General features: G+C 44.6%; 17 protein-coding genes. 1 reads left to right on the forward strand and 16 read right to left on the reverse strand.

Annotated elements, in window-relative coordinates:
- Positions 1-46: 46 nt before the first annotated feature.
- The 13 genes from B9N86_RS27655 to B9N86_RS27715 form a co-directional block, all read right to left on the reverse strand.
- Entirely contained in the window at positions 47-652 is a 606-nt protein-coding gene (locus tag B9N86_RS27655) for a response regulator transcription factor (RefSeq protein WP_208916253.1), read from the reverse strand.
- Positions 653-1834 carry a sensor histidine kinase gene (locus B9N86_RS27660; protein WP_208916254.1) on the reverse strand — a complete coding sequence of 394 codons (1182 nt, stop codon included), beginning with the start codon at positions 1832-1834 and terminating at the stop codon, positions 653-655. It abuts the gene before it with no gap.
- Positions 1835-2578, reverse strand: coding sequence for an ABC transporter permease (locus tag B9N86_RS27665; RefSeq protein WP_208916255.1), 744 nt, complete (start codon positions 2576-2578; stop codon positions 1835-1837). It lies immediately after the preceding gene.
- A 13-nt stretch (positions 2579-2591) separates the two neighbouring features.
- On the reverse strand, positions 2592-3509 hold the full coding sequence (locus tag B9N86_RS27670; RefSeq protein ID WP_208920867.1) for an ABC transporter ATP-binding protein: 918 nt from the start codon (positions 3507-3509) through the stop codon (positions 2592-2594).
- A gap of 237 nt (positions 3510-3746) precedes the next feature.
- Positions 3747-5612 carry an SLC13 family permease gene (locus B9N86_RS27675; protein WP_208916256.1) on the reverse strand — a complete coding sequence of 622 codons (1866 nt, stop codon included), beginning with the start codon at positions 5610-5612 and terminating at the stop codon, positions 3747-3749.
- A gap of 88 nt (positions 5613-5700) precedes the next feature.
- Complete coding sequence (locus B9N86_RS27680; protein ID WP_244562873.1) at positions 5701-6570, reverse strand: DUF6544 family protein; 870 nt, start codon at positions 6568-6570, stop codon at positions 5701-5703.
- Positions 6548-7012 carry a MarR family winged helix-turn-helix transcriptional regulator gene (locus tag B9N86_RS27685; RefSeq protein WP_208916258.1) on the reverse strand — a complete coding sequence of 155 codons (465 nt, stop codon included), beginning with the start codon at positions 7010-7012 and terminating at the stop codon, positions 6548-6550. The genes B9N86_RS27680 and B9N86_RS27685 overlap by 23 nt, the downstream gene beginning before the upstream one ends.
- Positions 7013-7403: 391 nt before the next feature.
- Positions 7404-8396 carry an SPFH domain-containing protein gene (locus B9N86_RS27690; RefSeq protein ID WP_208920871.1) on the reverse strand — a complete coding sequence of 331 codons (993 nt, stop codon included), beginning with the start codon at positions 8394-8396 and terminating at the stop codon, positions 7404-7406.
- 20 nt (positions 8397-8416) lie between these two features.
- Positions 8417-9199: a TPM domain-containing protein gene (locus B9N86_RS27695; protein WP_208916260.1), complete on the reverse strand. Its 783-nt coding sequence runs from the start codon at positions 9197-9199 to the stop codon at positions 8417-8419.
- Positions 9199-10233, reverse strand: a complete 1035-nt coding sequence (locus tag B9N86_RS27700) for a TFIIB-type zinc ribbon-containing protein (RefSeq protein WP_208916262.1) — start codon at positions 10231-10233, stop codon at positions 9199-9201. The genes B9N86_RS27695 and B9N86_RS27700 overlap by 1 nt, the downstream gene beginning before the upstream one ends.
- A gap of 28 nt (positions 10234-10261) precedes the next feature.
- Positions 10262-10957, reverse strand: coding sequence for a PspA/IM30 family protein (locus B9N86_RS27705; RefSeq protein ID WP_208916265.1), 696 nt, complete (start codon positions 10955-10957; stop codon positions 10262-10264).
- Between the two features lie 188 nt (positions 10958-11145).
- Entirely contained in the window at positions 11146-11334 is a 189-nt protein-coding gene (locus B9N86_RS27710) for a hypothetical protein (RefSeq protein WP_208916267.1), read from the reverse strand.
- Positions 11335-11595: 261 nt separating this feature from the next.
- Positions 11596-13680: a methyl-accepting chemotaxis protein gene (locus B9N86_RS27715; protein ID WP_208916269.1), complete on the reverse strand. Its 2085-nt coding sequence runs from the start codon at positions 13678-13680 to the stop codon at positions 11596-11598.
- A gap of 218 nt (positions 13681-13898) precedes the next feature.
- Between B9N86_RS27715 and B9N86_RS27720 the strand changes: the two genes are divergently transcribed.
- Positions 13899-15521, forward strand: a complete 1623-nt coding sequence (locus B9N86_RS27720) for an amidase family protein (protein WP_208916271.1) — start codon at positions 13899-13901, stop codon at positions 15519-15521.
- A 429-nt stretch (positions 15522-15950) separates the two neighbouring features.
- Here the strand turns inward: B9N86_RS27720 and B9N86_RS27725 are convergent, their stop codons facing one another.
- The 3 genes from B9N86_RS27725 to B9N86_RS27735 are packed head-to-tail and all read right to left on the reverse strand — an operon-like array spanning position 15951 to position 18553.
- Positions 15951-17756: an ABC transporter ATP-binding protein gene (locus tag B9N86_RS27725; RefSeq protein ID WP_208916273.1), complete on the reverse strand. Its 1806-nt coding sequence runs from the start codon at positions 17754-17756 to the stop codon at positions 15951-15953.
- Between the two features lie 21 nt (positions 17757-17777).
- A complete protein-coding gene (locus B9N86_RS27730; protein ID WP_208916275.1) occupies positions 17778-18260 on the reverse strand; it encodes a lasso peptide biosynthesis B2 protein in 483 nt (160 codons plus the stop codon).
- The gene (locus B9N86_RS27735; protein WP_208916277.1) at positions 18260-18553 is read right to left on the reverse strand and encodes a lasso peptide biosynthesis PqqD family chaperone; all 294 of its coding nucleotides are present in this window, start codon (positions 18551-18553) and stop codon (positions 18260-18262) included. Before B9N86_RS27735 ends, B9N86_RS27730 begins: the two co-directional genes overlap by 1 nt.
- Positions 18554-18628 lie beyond the last annotated feature (75 nt).

Below are 18628 nucleotides of genomic sequence, written 5' to 3' on the forward strand. Positions count from 1 at the left end.
CAGCCCTTATGTGGACTGGGTTATATGTATGAACCTTATTACCTTATTAATCCAACCATCCCTTGTTACGCGCGATATCAATTGCTTCAATTCGCGTATTCGCACTAAGCTTCCCAATCGCTTCCGACATATAGTTACGCACGGTTCCGTAGGATAGGAACAACTGCGCACCAATTTCTTGAAGTGTTAATCCTTGAGCTGCCAACTTCATAACTTCACGCTCACGAGCTGATAGTGGACATTGATCCTCCCATACCGCAAGAGACAACTCCGCATTAATAACGCGTTTCCCCTGATAGACCTGGCGGATTGCATCAGATATTTCCTCACTGCCAGTATCTTTAAGCATGTATCCATATACGCCTGACTGCATAGCGCGCTGAAAATATCCGGGGCGCGCGAACGTGGTTAGGATAATTACACGACACGTAACTTTGGTATTTTGAATCCATTCCGCAACATCCAACCCTGTTTTTAACGGCATTTCTATATCCAATACAGCGATATCTGGCTGATGTTGCTGTATTAAAGATATCGCCTCTTCTCCATTTTCGGCCTCTCCGACGACTTCAATGTCATCTTCTAATGAAAGTAGGGTTACTAATGCTCCCCGTAATAACCGTTGATCTTCTCCCAGAATAATTCGAATCATTTATATTGTACCTACTCTCTCATCACGTATAGTTCGGGGTATATGTATCGTTATTTCAGTTCCTTTGCCTGAGGATGAAGATACCGAGATGCGACCATCTACAAGGACAAGCCGTTGCCGTAATCCAGCCATACCATTGCTGCTGGTTGAGACTTGTTCCGGGTCCATCCCAATGCCGTCATCACTAACGGATACACGGACTTCCCCTTCTTGAATATCTAAGTGAACTTTACAGCTTGCTGCTTGGCTATGGCGAACCACGTTCGTTATGAGCTCGCGAAAACACATCGCTAAAATCGTCTCCTGCAGCGGTGTTAACGGTAGAGAAATGTTCGCTATAACATCTCGTTCTACATATGCGGTTGGACTAGGGTCCGATACCGATCGATAGTTGAACTCCATAGGAATACCCGCTGCTGAACAAAGTGAAATTGCGTGATGAGATTCATCGACGAAATACGCTACTTTCATCTCCGTGACCAATTCACGCATTTGCTTCAAGGCGGCACGCGCCGTTTCTCGTATTTCACTCGCTTCTCGTGCAGCCTTCTCGGGTTGACGTTTAACCAGCTTCTCTACGACTTCCCCTTTTAATGCGATTAAAGATAACGTATGCCCCAGTGTATCATGTAATTCACGCGCAATCCGCTGTCGTTCTTCCTGTTGCGCCATGCGTTCCACTTGAACGGCTGCCGCTTCAAGTCGCTCTGCCATCTGCTTATATTGCATGGAAGCTCGAATTATAAATGGCATAACTGAAACGCCAAATAAAGGAGGCAGCAAACCGATCCACAATTCTGGACCTGCATGACCAACGTATGGAACAACAATCGCTCCCATTCCTATGGCGAATAAGATGGATATGGAGATCATGATCGGCAATTTTTGTTTGCTGAGCGAATTTGCGATTAGAAATCCAACAAATGTATACATCGGGTGAAATATAGCACCTAATATCAAGGTAATGGCCACCTGAGCTACGATGATGTGCAGAGCCCACTTGGAAGTATAATAGAATTGTCGAAAGAGTATAACGAACAATCCAAGCAGCACAAAACCTAGCCACTGCATCGATGATGGTTCTCGAAGCAGAAAATAGATGGGTATACAGAGATTGGTTAGTAAAATGTAAGGGGCGACCCCTTCCGATTCCGGAAACAGCCGCCAAGTTACTCGATTCAATTATACCGCTTCCCGTCTGTTAAAAATATAAACTGATAGTACCATACATGCGAGAGCACAGCCTATCAAAATTACGACATCGATACTTGCTGGCGCATTTCCAGCAACCATATTCCACGCTCCATTCGCGTAACGGTGCGAAGGAAGCCATTCTCCGATCGATCGCATCCACTTCGGCAGTGAGCTTAGCGGCATCCACAATCCACCCATGATCGCAAGTGCCATCTGCAGCATATTCGCAATCGCCATCGTTGTATTCGCATTCTTCAGAGTTCCTAACAAAGCGCCTATGGCAAGGAAAGGTAAGCTTCCAATCCATAACCACAACCCGCAAGTGATCCATTGACCTGTCGTAAGTTGTATATCATATACCAAACCAGCGGACAAAAAGATAAATACGATAACGATCAATTGAATGGCCATTTGTGCAACAAGTTTGCTGCTAATCCAGACGGCCGGAGTAAGTGGAGTTAATCGAAGCAATCCTACCCATCCATCTTGATGCTCAAACGATAGACGAATACCAAATTGACTCACCGCTGTACCGATCAAGCTGAATGCGGTCATGGACATGAGCGAGAATACGCCCCATGTTGTCGATTGAATGGATTTATCCGCTCCATTCAGACTAGCAAATAAAAAGTAGAATGCTAGCGGCATTGCAATGGAGAACAGTAAGAAGAATGGGCTACGGATGATTCGTAGACTTTCTGCTTTGGTCTGAGCAATGAACATATTTAACATGATAAGGTTCCTCCTAGTAAGCTCTTTTGTTATTCAAGGTAGATGGGTTTGTATCCGTCAAACTTCGAAAAGCTTCTTCTAAACTGGCTGATTGTACATCAATATCTGTAATTCCCCAATTGGACTGCATCAATGTAAATAACAATTCATCAGTCTGATGTGCGTGAAGACGAACTCGCTGCCCGGAACACTCTGCCTTTTCTACGCCGGGCAATTGCAGCCATTCATGTTCTTCATGTGCATTCGCTACCCGAAAAGAAATCGTCCGAAGCGCTGCCTGTGCTTTTAACATTTCAGGCGTTCCTTCCGCGACAACCCGACCACTCGCAATTACCGCAATGTGGTCAGCGACCGCATCCGCTTCCTCCAAATAATGCGTGGTTAAAAGTACCGTACGACCGTCACTTGCCAGTGCTCGGATCGTGTCCCAGAAGCGCCCGCGAGCTTCGACATCCATCCCTACCGTTGGTTCATCGAGCAGGATGAGTTCCGGATTGCCTGCTAAGCTCTGCGCGAAAGCCAATCTTCGGCGCTGTCCTCCTGACAGAGAGGAAGCTCTTCGCTTCGCATCCGCATGAAGACCTGAAATATCAAACAACCGCTCAAGTGACATCGGATTCCGGTAATAACTGCGGAAGAGTTGTAGCACTTCTTTGACCGTGAGCCCATCTGCTGCTTTCACATCTTGCATCAGCGCTCCGACACGTTGGCGTAATTCTTTTGATCCTGCAGGCATTCCTAGCACCTGAACTTCTCCTGACGTCGGTTTCAACATCCCGAGCATCATGGATATGGCTGTTGTCTTGCCTGCACCGTTCGGTCCGAGCAACGCCGATATTCGACCTTGTTCGAAACTGAGGTTCATATGATCAACGGCGCGAAAATCGCCGAATTGCTTCATTAGATTTATACATTCAATGGCTTTTGTCATCATTTATCATCCTTTTCAATCATCGTGTTCGTTACTTGTTGTCTTCATTGTAGCGAAGGGGCCGTAACTGCAGTTAGTGTGGGTTGTCAGAAAGTAAATATGACAAATGTCAGAAAAGAGAGAATGAACATAAAAACAGAAAAAGTGCCATGATCCCTCCACGTCTTCAGCAACACAAAAAAAGGACACCTTTGAGGTGCCCTTCTTCATGTTTGAGGAGACAAATGGGGTCGGTCCCTATTTGTAGAATGGGAAAAACAGAGGGAGTACAGCGACCATCACGATTCCTATCATGATTTGAAGCGGCAGTCCCACCTTGAGGTAATGGGTGAATTTGTAGCGGCCGGCCGACATGACAAGTGCGTTCGGCGGCGTAGAGAATGGCGATGCAAAGCACATGCTCGCACCGATCGATACAGCAAACAAGAACGGATAGGGATTAACGCCAAACTGAAGAGCGGCCCCCAGTGCGATTGGTGCTAACAACACCGCACACGCTGTATTGCTAATAAACAATGTAAGGATCGATGTGATCAAGTAAATGCCTGCAAGCATCACCAAGGGTCCGTAGTCGCCCAATAAATGGACCATTCCATCGGAAAGCAGCTTTGCGGCCCCCGTTTTTTCGATCGCAATCGACATCGGAATCATCCCCCCTATAAGCACGATACTCTCCCAGTTGACCGTCTTATAGGCATCCTCCATATTGCGCACACAACCGAATACGACCATTAACACCGCAGCGATCATCACCGATGCTACAGCGGGGATAAAGTCTGTGATCAATAGCAGCACCATCAACAGCATAATTCCGGCTGCAATCGGCGCCTTATTGTCCATTGTCACCTTACGTGATTCTTCAATCGGCTGGCCAACTACGACGATATCCGGTTCATTCGCCAGCAAAGCAATGTCCTTCCAGGTTCCCTGAACAAGCATCGCATCACCGAAACGCATCTTCTCATCTTTCAGGTTATGCAGAATGTACTGGTCCTTCCTTTGAATGCCCAGAATGTTTACACGATATTTTTCTCTGAAGCCTGACTCCTTGATCAGCCTGTTTATTAGCCGAGAGGTAGGAGTGAGCATCACTTCGGCAATCCCGACATCATTCGTTGCATATTGCACGATGTCTGTCGATTTGTTCTCTGGAATTTGATGATCCAGCATCAGCAAGTCATAATCGTTAGCAAATTCCTCGACACGCTCGATAGGACCGTGGACATACAAAATATCCTCTTCCTGAATGACCGTCTCTGATGTAGCGATTTCTTGGTTAATTGTTTTGAAAAACTGGTTCTTGGCTGAAATTCTCCGTCGAATTTCAATAACATTCAGTTCGTATCGGGCAGGAATTTCGAGTTCTTGCAGTGTCTTGGAAGAGATTGGCGAGTTGGCTCCTACTTGTACTCGATAAAGGTTCTGCGTCAACTGGTATTCCCGTGCCAGTTCCTGAAGCGAACGTCCATGGCGACGATTCTCTGCACCTCGATCATTCTTCGGGAGAAATCTGCGCAGAAACAGCATCGACAATAATCCTACCGCTATGCAAACAAGACCAATCGGCGTAAACGTAAAAAAGGATACACCCTCATATCCGGCTGCAAGCAAAACATCCTGAATGACCAGGTTCGGCGGTGTTCCGATCAAGGTCAGCATTCCACCAAGACTGCTTGCAAAGGCCAGCGGCATCAGAAATCTTCCCGGATTGGTCTTTGCGCTTTTCGCCAAACTTACAACGATGGGCATCATCACAGCGATTGTTCCTGTGTTACTGACAAATGCACCAATCAGTGCCGTGACAATCATAATCATCATGAGTAGCCGGGTCTCGTTCGTACCTGCCAGCTGCAGCATCTTGTTGCTCAGCAGCTTGGCCAACCCAGTCTGAAAAATCCCTCCACCCACGATAAACAAACCCACCATCATAATAACAACGGAATTGGAGAAGCCCGATAATGCCTCACCGGGTGTTAGAATTTTGAATAGCATTAATACTATCAATGATCCTATGGCAACCAAATCGGATCGTACTTTCCCGGATATGAACAAAATTGATGCTATTGCTAATACAACCAGGGTAATGATCATCGAGCCATTCACGTACAAAGGCCCCTTTCTATATCTTTATTGACTGACATTCCCCCCATTATAATGAGTAGTACGATGGATAAGCAATGAAATCGGATTCTTAATTTGTATCATACTCAACCGTAAAACAATTGCTGTCAAAATATATGAGATCTCCATGATCGTAATTCCAAACGGCTTGAAGGTGAGTTGGCTGTTTGATTTCTCCAATCGACTTGTAGTCTTTAAATTTAACCGACCATCTCACTTGCTGAATTGCCCCATCGGCAGATATGATGGATCTATCTTCTGTTGTAAAGGAAAGTAGTTCCCCATTCTCATTGAAAGTGAAGATCCCGCTTGCCGATAAGTCGTTATATGATATAGTCGCCTTTGCATGGGTATCATCCACTGCCTCCCAAGTAATATAAGGCTGTAAGACAGCATTTGGCATGATTAAAGATTCCGAAAGAAAAGTCACTAGACAAGCTTTATTCATTTCCTCACCTTTTTGATTAAACAATGTAACTACTTTAGCCAAAACTCCCTTCATGCTGCCATCACCATCCGTATACTTATCAAACCCCTCAAATGGTATTCCATACATAGCAGTGTCAATATAGGCAAATCTTATAGGCTCGTGAACAAAGTTATACTGAGTGTAGTCTATTTTTAAAGCTGGTTTCTCTGGAGACATAATAAAATCCACATTTTTAAATGCCGCTTTCATGTAGGACATTTTGGGAGTGCCGATGTATCCACTATATTCAAAATATTTACGGACAGGATGCGGCAATTCTTTAACGTCATCTAACGTAAAAACATCATTTACAGCTTTAGAGTTATTGATATGTTCTGTTACTACTTGATTAAATGCTGTTTTGGTCTTGGAATAGGGTACATTAAAAAATACAATAATTCCAACGACTATAACTGCAATGATCGCAACGATCATCCACATTATTTTTTTAGCCCCTTTCCTCTTCATCATGAGCATTCTCCATTCTAATCACGTTATCAGCTAACTTACGGACTCCTTCATATAATCCATCCGTCAAATTTTCATCAAATGCATCAAACAATGCATCCATAAATTGAACCTCTTTTTCACTTCTACTTTGGAAATACGTCATACATTTAGGCGTAAGGTGAATTCTAAAGATTCTTGCGTCATCGTCATCTTTCATTAGTGAAAAAAAGCCCTGCCTCTCAAGAATAAGGGCCATTTTCTTAACATTTTGTCTGGAGTTTCCAATCATCTCGGCCACCTCGCTTATGGTCGGAGATGGTCGCCCAAACTTTGAAATAACGGCGATCAACAACCATTGCTTTAGCGTCACATTCTCATCTAATTTGTCACCAAGAACCTGTAATCGGTTTGCCAAAGTGAGAATACCACCAAAGATGTAAGCTTTTTTCTCTATTTCAGTCAAAATAAAATACCTCCGATCCTAAAAGGTAACTAGTTACTAATATTATATGTAACCAGTTACCCTTTTGCAAGTTAGAATACTAGTGAGTGCTTCCAAGACCTAATTGTCACTAAAAAGGATTCTACGGATGACGACTAGAAATAACCTAAATACATTTGTAATCAGGAGGATACTTTAGTGCAATCATTTGACATTAAACGGGTTTGACGATAGCCCGCATACCCAAGATGGTGCTGGGGAGAGTGATTCTCAAGGCACACCAAATTGTTTTTGCTAATATGGTAAAATTCCCAAAATTAAAAAAGCGACCTTACGAGGTCGCTTTTTTGCTTATATTGGTGGGGGTAAAGCGTAGTTTTGCTTCGTTATGCCGGCTTTCCGGCTTACAAGTTTAGTTCAGTTTCTGACCACAATTCGGGCAGAAGTTAGCCCCTTCGTTTTTCGCACCGCAGTTAGGGCAGAAGTTGGGCTTTTTATTACCTTCAGGAGTAGAGGAATCAACTGGTGCAGGTTGCTGGGGTTCAACCGGAGGCTTTTGATTTTGGTTCATATTTTTCATCATTTCATTCGCCATGTTCATCCCCATCATCATGCCTGCCATATCCGAAGCAGCGCCACCGCCTTGTACTTTTCCGGATGCAATACCGTCCGTCATGCTAACCTGTTGATACTTTTGCAGATTACCGATCATTTCATGGGAAGCTGTCTTCGTAATCATATCTTGAATCTCTTTAGGATAATTGAAGCTCATCACTTGAAAGCCGGTAATCGTCATTCCGTTGTCCATCACTTCCATATCCAGATCTTCACGAATGCCTTTGGCAATTTCAGAAGCATTCGCCTGCAGATTAAACATGTCTTTCCCTTCTCTACTGATCCACTTCATTAACAACTGATCCAAAATGGAAGTAATGCGGATTTTAACATCCTCAACAAGATAACTGTCTTTCATCCCGGCAATCTTATCGATAAACGTAACGTAATCGTTCACTTTAAAATTAAACGTACCATTGGCACGAATAGGCATGCCGCCTGGAAGCTGAGGAGTCGGGATCAGAACCGGATTCTGCGTCCCCCATCTGACGGTAAACTCCTTCGTGTTGACGAATAAGACTTCCACCCGCATCCCGCTGTTAAAGCCAAATTTAAATCCTTTTAACGTAGATAGGAATGGGATGATGTCCGAATCAATGCTATACTCCCCTTCATCCTCGAAAATCCCTTCGATCTTGCCGTTATTTACGAAAATCGCGTCTTGACCGGCGCGAATAACTAACTTACTTCCTTTTTTAATCTCCCGGTTGCTCCACTTCCAAAAAATCATGTCATCTCTAAATTCTTCCCATTCCACAACATTCGCAAATTGGTTTCTGAAGAACCCCATATTTTCATCCATCCCTTCCGTTAAAATGATCCTCTGCTTCCGCTATGCGAATGACCGCCTGAGGTCGTCCCTCCTCCGCCGCCTGAGCTGGAATCGCTCTTCTCAATCTTCCGTCTCGTTGTACTTGTATGAAGGTACGAGTCCTCATAATCCAGAAGTCCTGAACTACTGCTATCCTCGTATGTCCGCGAGTTTACCGTAATACGACCGCCGGAACGACGAACCATCAATGTAACGATAATCCCCCCGATGACCACTGAAATGCCCAATTGAACCCAAATATTTAATAATATATTGTCTGGGTTCACCTCTGGGTCGAATCCCATATATCTGTGTGCAGTTTCGATATACTTTTGAAATGCAAGCTTATAATCACCGTTCTTTAAATCCGGGGTGATCTTGTTACGTATCTTATCAAGTCTGTCGTCATCCAAGTACTCCTCTGCTTTATAAAATCCGGCCAAATAAAACTCTTTGTGAGTCATATCCATCATCAAAATGACCGTATTACCATGAGTCTTATCATAACCAGGTCCATTGTAATCGTAAAAATCTTGCGTCATAGCCATAACGTCGTAAGCTTCTGGGCTGTCGATCGTAACAATCATGATGTCCGTTTCTCTCTCGGCTCCGTATTCATTAGCCATAACGTTCAGCTCATCATACTCTTCCTGATTGAGCAGCCCCGCTTCATCATATATCAATGGCTTCAATTCCGCTGCGGCCACAGTGGATTCCAAAGGGACGGCCAGCAAAACTGCGAAGAAAAACAAGGCTATAGGGATCACTCTCAACCTTCTCATCAGAACTCACCCCCAAGGATCAAAAAGGCCACCAGCTGCAATGCAAGAAAAATGATGCCGGAAATACCTGCAAACCATGCGGTCACTTTCGCCTTGCTAATCGGAGGCTTGCCAACCACCTTGCCCGTCTGACCGTTCATGGCAAAGGTATACTCCGATTTATTGTATTTATAGAGTACCACCCAAACGGGAAGCAAAACATAGTCAGCACGCTCTATTTCCGTATCAATTTGGACATCGGAATAGCTCACGCCGTCATATTCGTTCACCGTAGAATCAATATAAGAATCAATATATTTGTATATTTTTTCTTTAGCCCGCGGTAAAAGCTCCTCATCGTCATAGCTATATTTCTCAGCAATGTAACCAGCAAGATACGGAGTTTTAAAGTCTTCTAGTCGATCGTAAGGAAATGGCTCTAATTTATCCATCAGATCATCATTCATTTTTTCCGCAGCATCAATCGGTACCTTTACATAATCCAGACAGATTTTTCGGTATATTTCATAATAATCCGTTTCTGTATACTCGTAGTCACCGCTTGTGTAGCTACTCACTTTCGTACCACGGCCATGAACCTCTACATCATTATGTAAATCATATAGCCAGAAAGGAACATACAACCCCGTTATTCCCTTGATTCGATCCGCTGACATAAACCCCCTTGGTGTCAAAATGCCTTTTCTGCACCATTTTCGGAAGGCTTTCATCGCTTGTTCCTTACTAATTGAAAAAGGGATGATCTTCGCGGGAGCCAGTTTCCCGGTCAGTCGATCGCCGAGAACAACGGCTGAACCACAAAAGCTGCAGGTCGTTGCACTCGTCTCCGCATCGGTCATAATAACAGCTCCGCAGCTATTGCAATGATACTCCCTGGCCTTATCCTCTTCTGAAAAAACATTTTTCTTCAGAGGATCAGAAATTTTCTCAATATTGTCTTTTCTTCCGCAACTGTGACAGGATAACATCCCTGTTTCAACATCAAAAACCATGCCACTACCGCAGTTTGGACATTTGTATTCGATAACCGGCATCTGCTCACCTCAATAACAAAAGAATTGGTTATTCATGCTTTTTCATTTTTGCTTTGATTGCAGCCAACTCATCTTCGGCATTTGTAGTCGTATTCGTATCCGTGCTCGTCTTCTTCTCCAATTGTGCGATCAGGTCATCCAGATCGTCTTCCTTTGCTCCTGCTCTAAGTTCAGCCAGGGCCATCGCTTCATCTAAAGCGTGGTTCGCTTTCTCTTCCATCGCGTTAAAAGCAGCGTTCGCACCGCCCAAGGAGGAGCCGCTTGAATTCATTTGTTGCTGCGCCTTAGCAGCGGCCATCTTCCCTTTTAGCTCCGTACGCCGCGCTTCCAGCTGTCCCATATCCGACACAAGCTTATCCTGCATTTGTTTCATACTCACGTTGTTTGTAGACGCTAAGTCATAAGCGGTTTGTAATTGGTTTTGCTTCTCTACCTGCATTTCCTTTCTATCCAGGAACTTTAAGGCGTCCTCATTATTACCGGCTTCCACTGCCTTCTCAGCATAATTTTGCAGCTTTTTGATCTCGGCTTTGCATTCATCCAATGCTCTTTTCGCCCTTCTCTCATCCGCTAACACCGATGCTGTTTCCGCTTTAACCTTGCCTAGGTCACTGTTTAAGTTCCGCATGTAATCAACAATCGTCTTCTCCGGATCTTCTGTCCTATCCAATAAAGCGTTAACATTGACTTTCATAATATCCCTAAATCTCGACAAGATTCCCAAAATGAGCTCCCCCTCGAAAAGATTATATCCCATCTTATAATACATTAGATCCAGGTAAAAGGTTTCATTTCCCGAATTTTGTTGTAATTCTTTGAACGCAAAAATACCGTCAAAAGCGTCACAGAAGATGCAACTGACGGTACTTACATACACATGATTATGAAATAGTTCATTATTTTGAATGACTTTTATTTACGGCGGTGCTTCGTCATTCGGTTATACATTACAAGCGCGGCAATCATCATGGCAATAAAACCAACGTTACTTGCTGACTCAGGCGACATGCCAAACATGGCGCAAAGGTTTGTAAACAAGCTGTTCGTAAGCAGCGCAACCGCAATCAACATCACCGGACGCAACGCGTTATATCTTCTCATCCCCGCAACACTCCTGACCCAGTTCTCACAATGAATCCAGAACTCTCGATATAATAGACTATTAGATGCCATTATATCATGAATAGGGATGCGTTTACATTTTACTACTGATATGCAGAACAAAAAGAAGGGACACCACAATGGGTGTTCCTTCTGTGTCCCTTCTGATGGCAACAAAACAAACCAGCCCGGAGAAGTCTATGCTTTCCCGGGCTAGATTGTTTTGTTCTGAAGAGTACCTTCCTCAATGAGGGGCGTAAATCACTCGTTATTTATGGTGAATTTCTTAATATTGTCCTCTAGATCGTTAGAGAGTCCCTTGAGCTGAGACAGATAACCTGCCACGTCATCAATCGTAGCCAGCTGCTCCTCGGCTGCCGCGGACACGTCTTGGGTAATAGCAGCATTTTCTTCAGTAATCGCTGAGATATTGGTGAAGACGTCCGTGAGTTCATGCCGCTTTTCAACCATCACCTGGATATGGCCGTCAACCTTGCTCGTCTTGTCCATTTGGCTGTCTACGGAGACCATGATATCGTTAAAGATCGATTCGGTTTCCCGGACCGCCGTTTCCTGGTCCATAAACAGCTCGCGTGATGTGCCAATGGCCTGAACAGCTGCTCCCACCTGACTGTTTACATTTGAAATAATGTGGCTGATATTATTCGCAGCGGAAGTTGATTGCTCAGCGAGCTTGCGGATCTCGGCAGCTACAACGGAGAATCCGCGCCCATGTTCACCTGCTCTTGAAGCCTCAATGGACGCATTTAGGGCCAGCAGATTCGTCTGTCTTGAAATTTCAAGAATAGTGACAAGTATGCTACTGATTTCACCAGCGCTTTCACTCACATGATTAATGGCTTGTGCTGTTTCCTGTGAAGATTGCAGTGTACTGTTAAATCTTCCTACCAACTCCTGCACAATGACTATGCCGCGTTGATTCAGTTCACCTGTGCGACGAGCAATATCCAGTATTTCCTGAGTGGATGCCGTGACCTGATCGATCGCTCCGCCGAGTTCGTCGACTTTTTCGGAGCCCTCCATAACAGTATTCGCCTCATCGCTTGAAGCGGTGGAAAGCTGAATGATTGACTCGGTAATTTGCGAGGAAGCCTTTTGAGTCTGATCCATACTGTCTTTAAGGTTGACCGCCGATTGAGAGACGATATGCCCCGAACTAGAAATCCCACCGATCATTTTCTGGATATCCTGTTTCATGGTGTTAATAGCCCGTACCATGGTACCTACTTCACTTCGTTTGTTCAACATGGATTGCGGAATATCGGTGGCCAGATTACCACTGCCAATTTGCTGAACATACTGTACAGCAGCATTTATCGGCTTCGTAATCGCGCCGGATAAAAACAAGGAAGCCCCGATGGCGATAACAGCGATAATAGCCATGACGAGAACAATAATGTTCTGAATCGCATTGATTGATTCCTCTATTTCACTTTTGTCCATGATTGAGATATATTTCCACTGGGTTTCCGGTGAAACGTAAACGCTAGCGGTGTAGTTCTTCTTATTCATGGTGATTTCAAAATTTTTATCCACCATCTTGTCGATGTCAGCAAATTCCTCCACACCCAGATCCTTTATCGTTTTAAAATTAGTTTCTGGATTCTTAGGATTTGCGAGGATCGTGCCGGTTTGGTCTGCCAAGATGACATAGCCGGCTTTACCGATTTTAATGTCATTGATGGTCTTCGTCAGCGATTCCAAGCTTACGTCTACACCTTGGACACCAACGATGTTACCTGCTTTATCCTTAATGGTAACGGAAGAGCTCACGATCGGAACATTACCGGTAAAGGAAGCGTAAGCACCCGTTCGCATGACTTTATCGGGATTCTCAACTGCCTGGGTGTACCACGGTCTGGGTCTCGGGTCAAATTTATCGGTGGAAGTGCCTTGTGGCCATTGTATGTATCCTCCATCCTTTGTTCCCAAATAGAGATAAGCCACATTTGGATGCGTCTTGGAATAATTCAAGAAGAAGTTATAAATCTGTGATTCCATACCTGCCTTTTCTGATGGAGTCATTTGAATAGTTCCGTCTTCTCCTATTGCATTCACATAGGAGGTGATGGAACTGTCGATCTTTTGGATGACCGGCTGCTTGGCAAAGTATTCAACCGATTCATTCACGGTATTGAAGTACAGGTTCATAGCGCCGCTAACTTGCTTGATTTCCTTTCGGGTAGCTTCATAGAAGTTCTCCTCCATGTCGTGCTTAACTCTCTGATTTATCGCGAGGCCCAGCGATAATGTCGATAGCAATACCAGGATGACCATCGTCACCAGTAGTTGAAGCTTCAGATTCCACTGCAGTTTCTTTCTCAAGTTGTCTCTCCTCCATTTTTTAAACATTGAAGTATCGTCTTCACATACTATCGGCAAAAGATCAGTTTTTGTTAAATATTGTCGAATATTTTGCGGAATAAAAGGGACTTTTGTCGGATTCTATTCATTTTTTCGGGAGAAGGTACGATAACTATTAAGGGGGAGAAAAACAAAATGAGCATTATGAACTATTAAAAAGACATCAGGAGGTAAGACACGTGAGTAAAAAAGTTTTAAATTTCAAAACTTTACTAGCTATTTTGCTAGTTGCTGCGATTTTTCCGTGGAATCATGCAAATGCCGAAATAGCGAAAAATACGTTTGATCCGTTTGAGAAAAGCATCGATGAAGTCGCAAATGCTTTGAGCTCAAAGCAAATTACATCGGAAGAACTGGTGGAATACTATCTGAAACGTATTGAGGCCTTTGATAAACAAGGCCCTGCTATAAATTCCATTATTACGATTAACAACCAAGCTCTTGAAACAGCAAAGGCACTTGATACCGAGCGCAAATCTAAAGGACCAAGAGGCAAGCTTCATGGCATTCCTTTTGTCGTAAAAGATAATTTTGACGTTGTTGGCATGCCGACAACAGCCGGATCTGTAGCGCTGAAGGATGCCTATCCTACTAAAAATTCATTCACCGTACAGAAACTTATTGATGCCGGAGCCATTGTCATTGCCAAAACAAATATGTCCGAGCTCGCCGCTTCCTACGGCAGACTGGGCTATAGTTCCATGGGTGGTTTGACGCTCAATCCTTACAACCTGAACCGTGATGCTTCCGGTTCCAGCAGTGGTAGTGCTGCAGCTGTAGCAGCTAACTTTGCCGTATTCGGACTTGGAACGGATACTTCTGGTTCCGTTAGAGGTCCAGCCAATGTTACCGGCCTAGTAGGTATCAGACCGACTCTAGGATTGACCAGTCGCAGTGGTGTTGTCCCTTCCTCGCTTTCTTTGGACGTAACAGGTCCATTGGCGCGCAGTGTCACGGACGCAAGCTCAGTACTCACTGCAATGGCTGGAACAGATAAAGAAGATAAAGCGACGAAATTTGCGAAGAATCATGTTCAAGACTACGCCAATGCGCTGGACGTTTCTTCGCTGAAGCATGCTCGTATCGGCGTGGCAACTGATTTCTTTGGTGACAATGCTGAAGTAGATGCTATCACGAATCAAGCTATTGCGAAAATGAAAAGCATGGGAACGGCTGTCGTGCCTGTAACATTCTCCGAGCAAACCAAATACCTCTGGACTCCAATTCTTGGACCGATAGGGGATGCGGAATTCAAAAGACAGTTTGAAAAATATTTGAGCACACTTCCTTTCGGCGCACCCAAAACACTGCAGAAAGTGATCGACATCAGTGAGTCTCCTGAAGTATTGAACTCAGCGACGCCTGTTAACCCTGCGCGTCTGGAAGGCTTGAAGACAGCATTGGCACAAGCTGATACCCTGTATTCCAAAGAGTACAAGAACATCATTAATAAAGAAATTCCAGTAACTCGTGAAGAAATCACAAAAATAATGAAGGACAACAAGCTGGACGCCCTTGTTTTCCCTACAATGTCCTGCCCTGCTTCAAACCGCTTTGACAAAGAGGATCCTACCTTTGTCTGCACAGCATATGATACCTATACAGCAAGTTACGTGGCATCAACTACAGGCTTCCCTGAAGTAACCGTACCTGCGGGAACAGTGGAAGCGGGAGTACCGGTGGGCATCTCGTTCTTGGGAACAGTATACAGTGAGCAAAAGCTGCTTGACCTTGCTTATTCCTTTGAGCAAGCTACCAAAGCCAGAACAGTTCCTGTAAATACACCGAAATTGACACAATAATTGCATTACAGCATCTGCAAACGGTCCTTCTCTCCCTTTAATTATGTAGGCTGATGCAACTGAATAGAAAAGGTTACAGGTCAGCTATGAAACCGCTCCGCTAAATGCGGGGCGGTTTTTTACACGTTTTGGACTTGATCAGAAGACCCGTACTTCAGAAAAACAAATGGCAGTTGCCCTTGAAGTGCTGGGCCTTCAATTTTCACAATGTTTGGGATATTCGTTGGAGGGGTAAGGAGGCGGTCATCCTGGCGGAAGACCAGAGGGTGGTTTCTTCCTTTGGAGACCAGGAGGTGGTCCACGGTCTTGGGATCCAAAATGGGGGTTTTAATACTTTTATGGAGTAAAAGGCAGCCGCCCCCATAATGAAGGGGCGGCTGCCTTTTACTCCAAACCTCTATTATTGCAGATGCATATCCTGACAGCTGCTTACATCTGAGCACCCGTCTGATAATTGAGCAGCTGTCTGAAGGTGCCTTTGTTCTCCTGCGACAGTTGCTGATAGCCGCCTTGCTGTATAACCTCACCCTGTTCCATGACGATTACCTGATCCGCATTGCGGATCGTAGACAGTCGATGAGCGATGACGATAATAGTCATGCTTCCTTTCAGAAGCTCCAGCGCATTTTGAATCAGTCGTTCATTCTCGCTGTCCAGTGCGCTTGTCGCCTCATCCAATACAAGAATGGCAGGACGCTTCAAGATCGCTCTTGCAAGCACAATCCGCTGCCGTTCTCCTCCGGACAGGCGAATTCCACGGTCACCGATTACGGTATCCAGACCTTGCGGTAGCTTACGCACAAATTCATCGGAGGCTGAGAACTTCAAAGCTTCCCACAACTCAGAATCATTAGCGGAAGGAGCGACCAGCTTCAGATTATCCCGAATACTCTCATTAAAGAGAAAGGGATCCTGTGACACATATCCGATTGCGCTGCGCAGTGACAGAAGCTGCTGCTCATTTCGAAGTGACACTCCATCAATCATTACCTGTCCATTCTCCGGTGGAATCAGTCCCATCAACATATCGATGAGTGTGCTTTTGCCTGCACCGGATTTGCCAACGATTGCCGTCATGCGATTCGCGGGAATGCGTACATTAATGTCCCTTAAAGCAAATACTGGCGTACTGGAATCGTACCGGTAGCCTACATCCCGGCATTCAATTCCCTTATGCATACGAAACGGGTTGGGTTCTGATCTAGAGGCCGATTCTCCGAGCTCCTTGTCCGCCTCGTATTCCATTTGCAGCTTACGCATGGCTTGAAAGGCAGGAAAATTGGATGCAAGCTGCTCCGTATTCGATTGAATACTAATAAACCTTGGCCATAAACGCGAGAAAATAAGGACAATTATAATCAATTGCTCAGCCGGTGTCTTGAGAACCTCAAGCGCCAGATAAACGAAGCCGGCAATCAGCACAACGGATGATAGGCGATAAATAAGCTGGGACAGCGAATTAACCCTCCCGAATTGAATGAAGTTATCTTCCATTTTTCGAGATAAGTTGCTGAACCAGTTCATATGGGACTGCTCTAGTCGGTTACTTTTGATATCCTTAATGCCGTTGAAATGTTCACTGATTCCTGCAAAATAATATTTAGACAGTTCTGTTGTCTGTTCACCAATACGCTTCGACTTTTTGATAAACTTGCGCCCGAACAGAGCCAGCAGTCCACCGCTGAGCAGGACGACCATAGTTAGCATAGGAGACAGCCATAGTGCAAGGCCAATCTGTATCATCGTAAATAAAAAGGAAGAAATCATTTGTAAGAATAGAAAGATACCCTGATTCACACGCCCAAGCTCATTAGACATCACATGGTTAAAATCCGACCTGCGCTTACGAAGGAAAAACTCCCATTTAGCCTGTATTAATCCCTGATACGTCTCAATTCGAAGCGTACGGATAAAGCTCTGCAGTATTTTCGAATTCAATAACATCTGACTTCGCTGGAGAAGCGCCTGCCCTCCCACAATGACAACATATAAAGCCAGCACAATCGGCAAATTCAGTTCAAATGACCATGACTTGATTTGGGTAAGCAGAGAAGAGATCAACGGTATCCCATCCATATTAGTTTGAAATACGCCTATAATACTGAGGAGAGGAACGATCAAATAGATGCCAATACCATCCAATAAACTGATGAACAAAGTCATACACATATTTATGTATAGTCTAAACCCTGCGACCCGACGGAGCTTACGAAAAAAATAGAATAGATCCTTCAATTCAAAAACTCCTTATGCAGATTACCGTTCTATAGGCGCTAAAGCCTCAGACTGTATACCACTCCCGAATATTCCTACGACGGCATACCTTTCGTGTCCTTCTTTACCTGTTAAAATGTAAGAACCACTGCGGAGCCAAGCGTGAGCAGCCATCTGCCCCTTGTCATCCCGGCCGCTTCCCAGATAAAGTGTGCTCGGAATCCCTCTTCGTTCAAGCATCTTCATCGCTGCGATGGCTTTGACCAAACACTGGCTCTCCCACCACGTTACACGACTCATCGTATGGACAGCCTTTGAAATTTTACGCAGCAGTAAGAGGTCCTGCTCCGTATAGCCTGTATAAGGTGTCTCCTTCATATGTTCCCCCAAGGAAGGAGCTACTTTGGAGAAAGGGAGCAGCTTGAGCACTCTCCCCCACGCTAGATAAAAGTAAGCTTCGACGAACATCCGCTTCGCATCTGAAGGATAAGACATAAATCTGCGTACTTTCTTATAGAAACGCATTACTGCTTTCTCACCTGCACGAGTCCCTCAGCTGTAAGCTGCTTCAGGAATATTTGTACTTGCTGCTCGCACACCTCAGGTTCAATCTCATACTCGGACACTAGTTGCTCAACCATGCTAGCGATAGTGACAGGAGAAGAAACAAGCTCCCATATCCGGCCGCCGATCTGACCGAGATTATAATACTTGCCATTTTCGATGCTCAGCATCACCTTTTCGCCATCCATATCACTTACCAGGAAACCTTCGGATTGTACGATAAGATCATCTACCGTGATTAATTCAGCGCTCATGGATAGGAACCCCCTTTTTATAAAACAAGATAAGTGCATAATAGTTACAATATGTATCATTATAACAAATCAATG

It is taken from the genome of Paenibacillus uliginis N3/975 (assembly GCF_900177425.1).
In the GTDB taxonomy this organism is placed as follows: Bacteria; Bacillota; Bacilli; order Paenibacillales; family Paenibacillaceae; genus Paenibacillus_AQ; species Paenibacillus_AQ uliginis.

Bases quoted from the DNA above. Each gene is read 5' to 3' on its own strand.
- B9N86_RS27655 (WP_208916253.1), bottom strand. From the start codon at position 652: ATGATTCGAATTATTCTGGGAGAAGATCAACGGTTATTACGGGGAGCA.
- B9N86_RS27730 (WP_208916275.1), bottom strand. From the start codon at position 18,260: ATGCGTTTCTATAAGAAAGTACGCAGATTTATGTCTTATCCTTCAGAT.
- B9N86_RS27695 (WP_208916260.1), bottom strand. From the start codon at position 9,199: ATGAGAAGGTTGAGAGTGATCCCTATAGCCTTGTTTTTCTTCGCAGTT.
- B9N86_RS27700 (WP_208916262.1), bottom strand. From the start codon at position 10,233: ATGCCGGTTATCGAATACAAATGTCCAAACTGCGGTAGTGGCATGGTT.
- B9N86_RS27735 (WP_208916277.1), bottom strand. From the start codon at position 18,553: ATGAGCGCTGAATTAATCACGGTAGATGATCTTATCGTACAATCCGAA.
- B9N86_RS27710 (WP_208916267.1), bottom strand. From the start codon at position 11,334: ATGAGAAGATATAACGCGTTGCGTCCGGTGATGTTGATTGCGGTTGCG.
- B9N86_RS27680 (WP_244562873.1), bottom strand. From the start codon at position 6,570: ATGATGAAGAGGAAAGGGGCTAAAAAAATAATGTGGATGATCGTTGCG.
- B9N86_RS27665 (WP_208916255.1), bottom strand. From the start codon at position 2,578: ATGTTAAATATGTTCATTGCTCAGACCAAAGCAGAAAGTCTACGAATC.
- B9N86_RS27690 (WP_208920871.1), bottom strand. From the start codon at position 8,396: ATGGGGTTCTTCAGAAACCAATTTGCGAATGTTGTGGAATGGGAAGAA.
- B9N86_RS27670 (WP_208920867.1), bottom strand. From the start codon at position 3,509: ATGACAAAAGCCATTGAATGTATAAATCTAATGAAGCAATTCGGCGAT.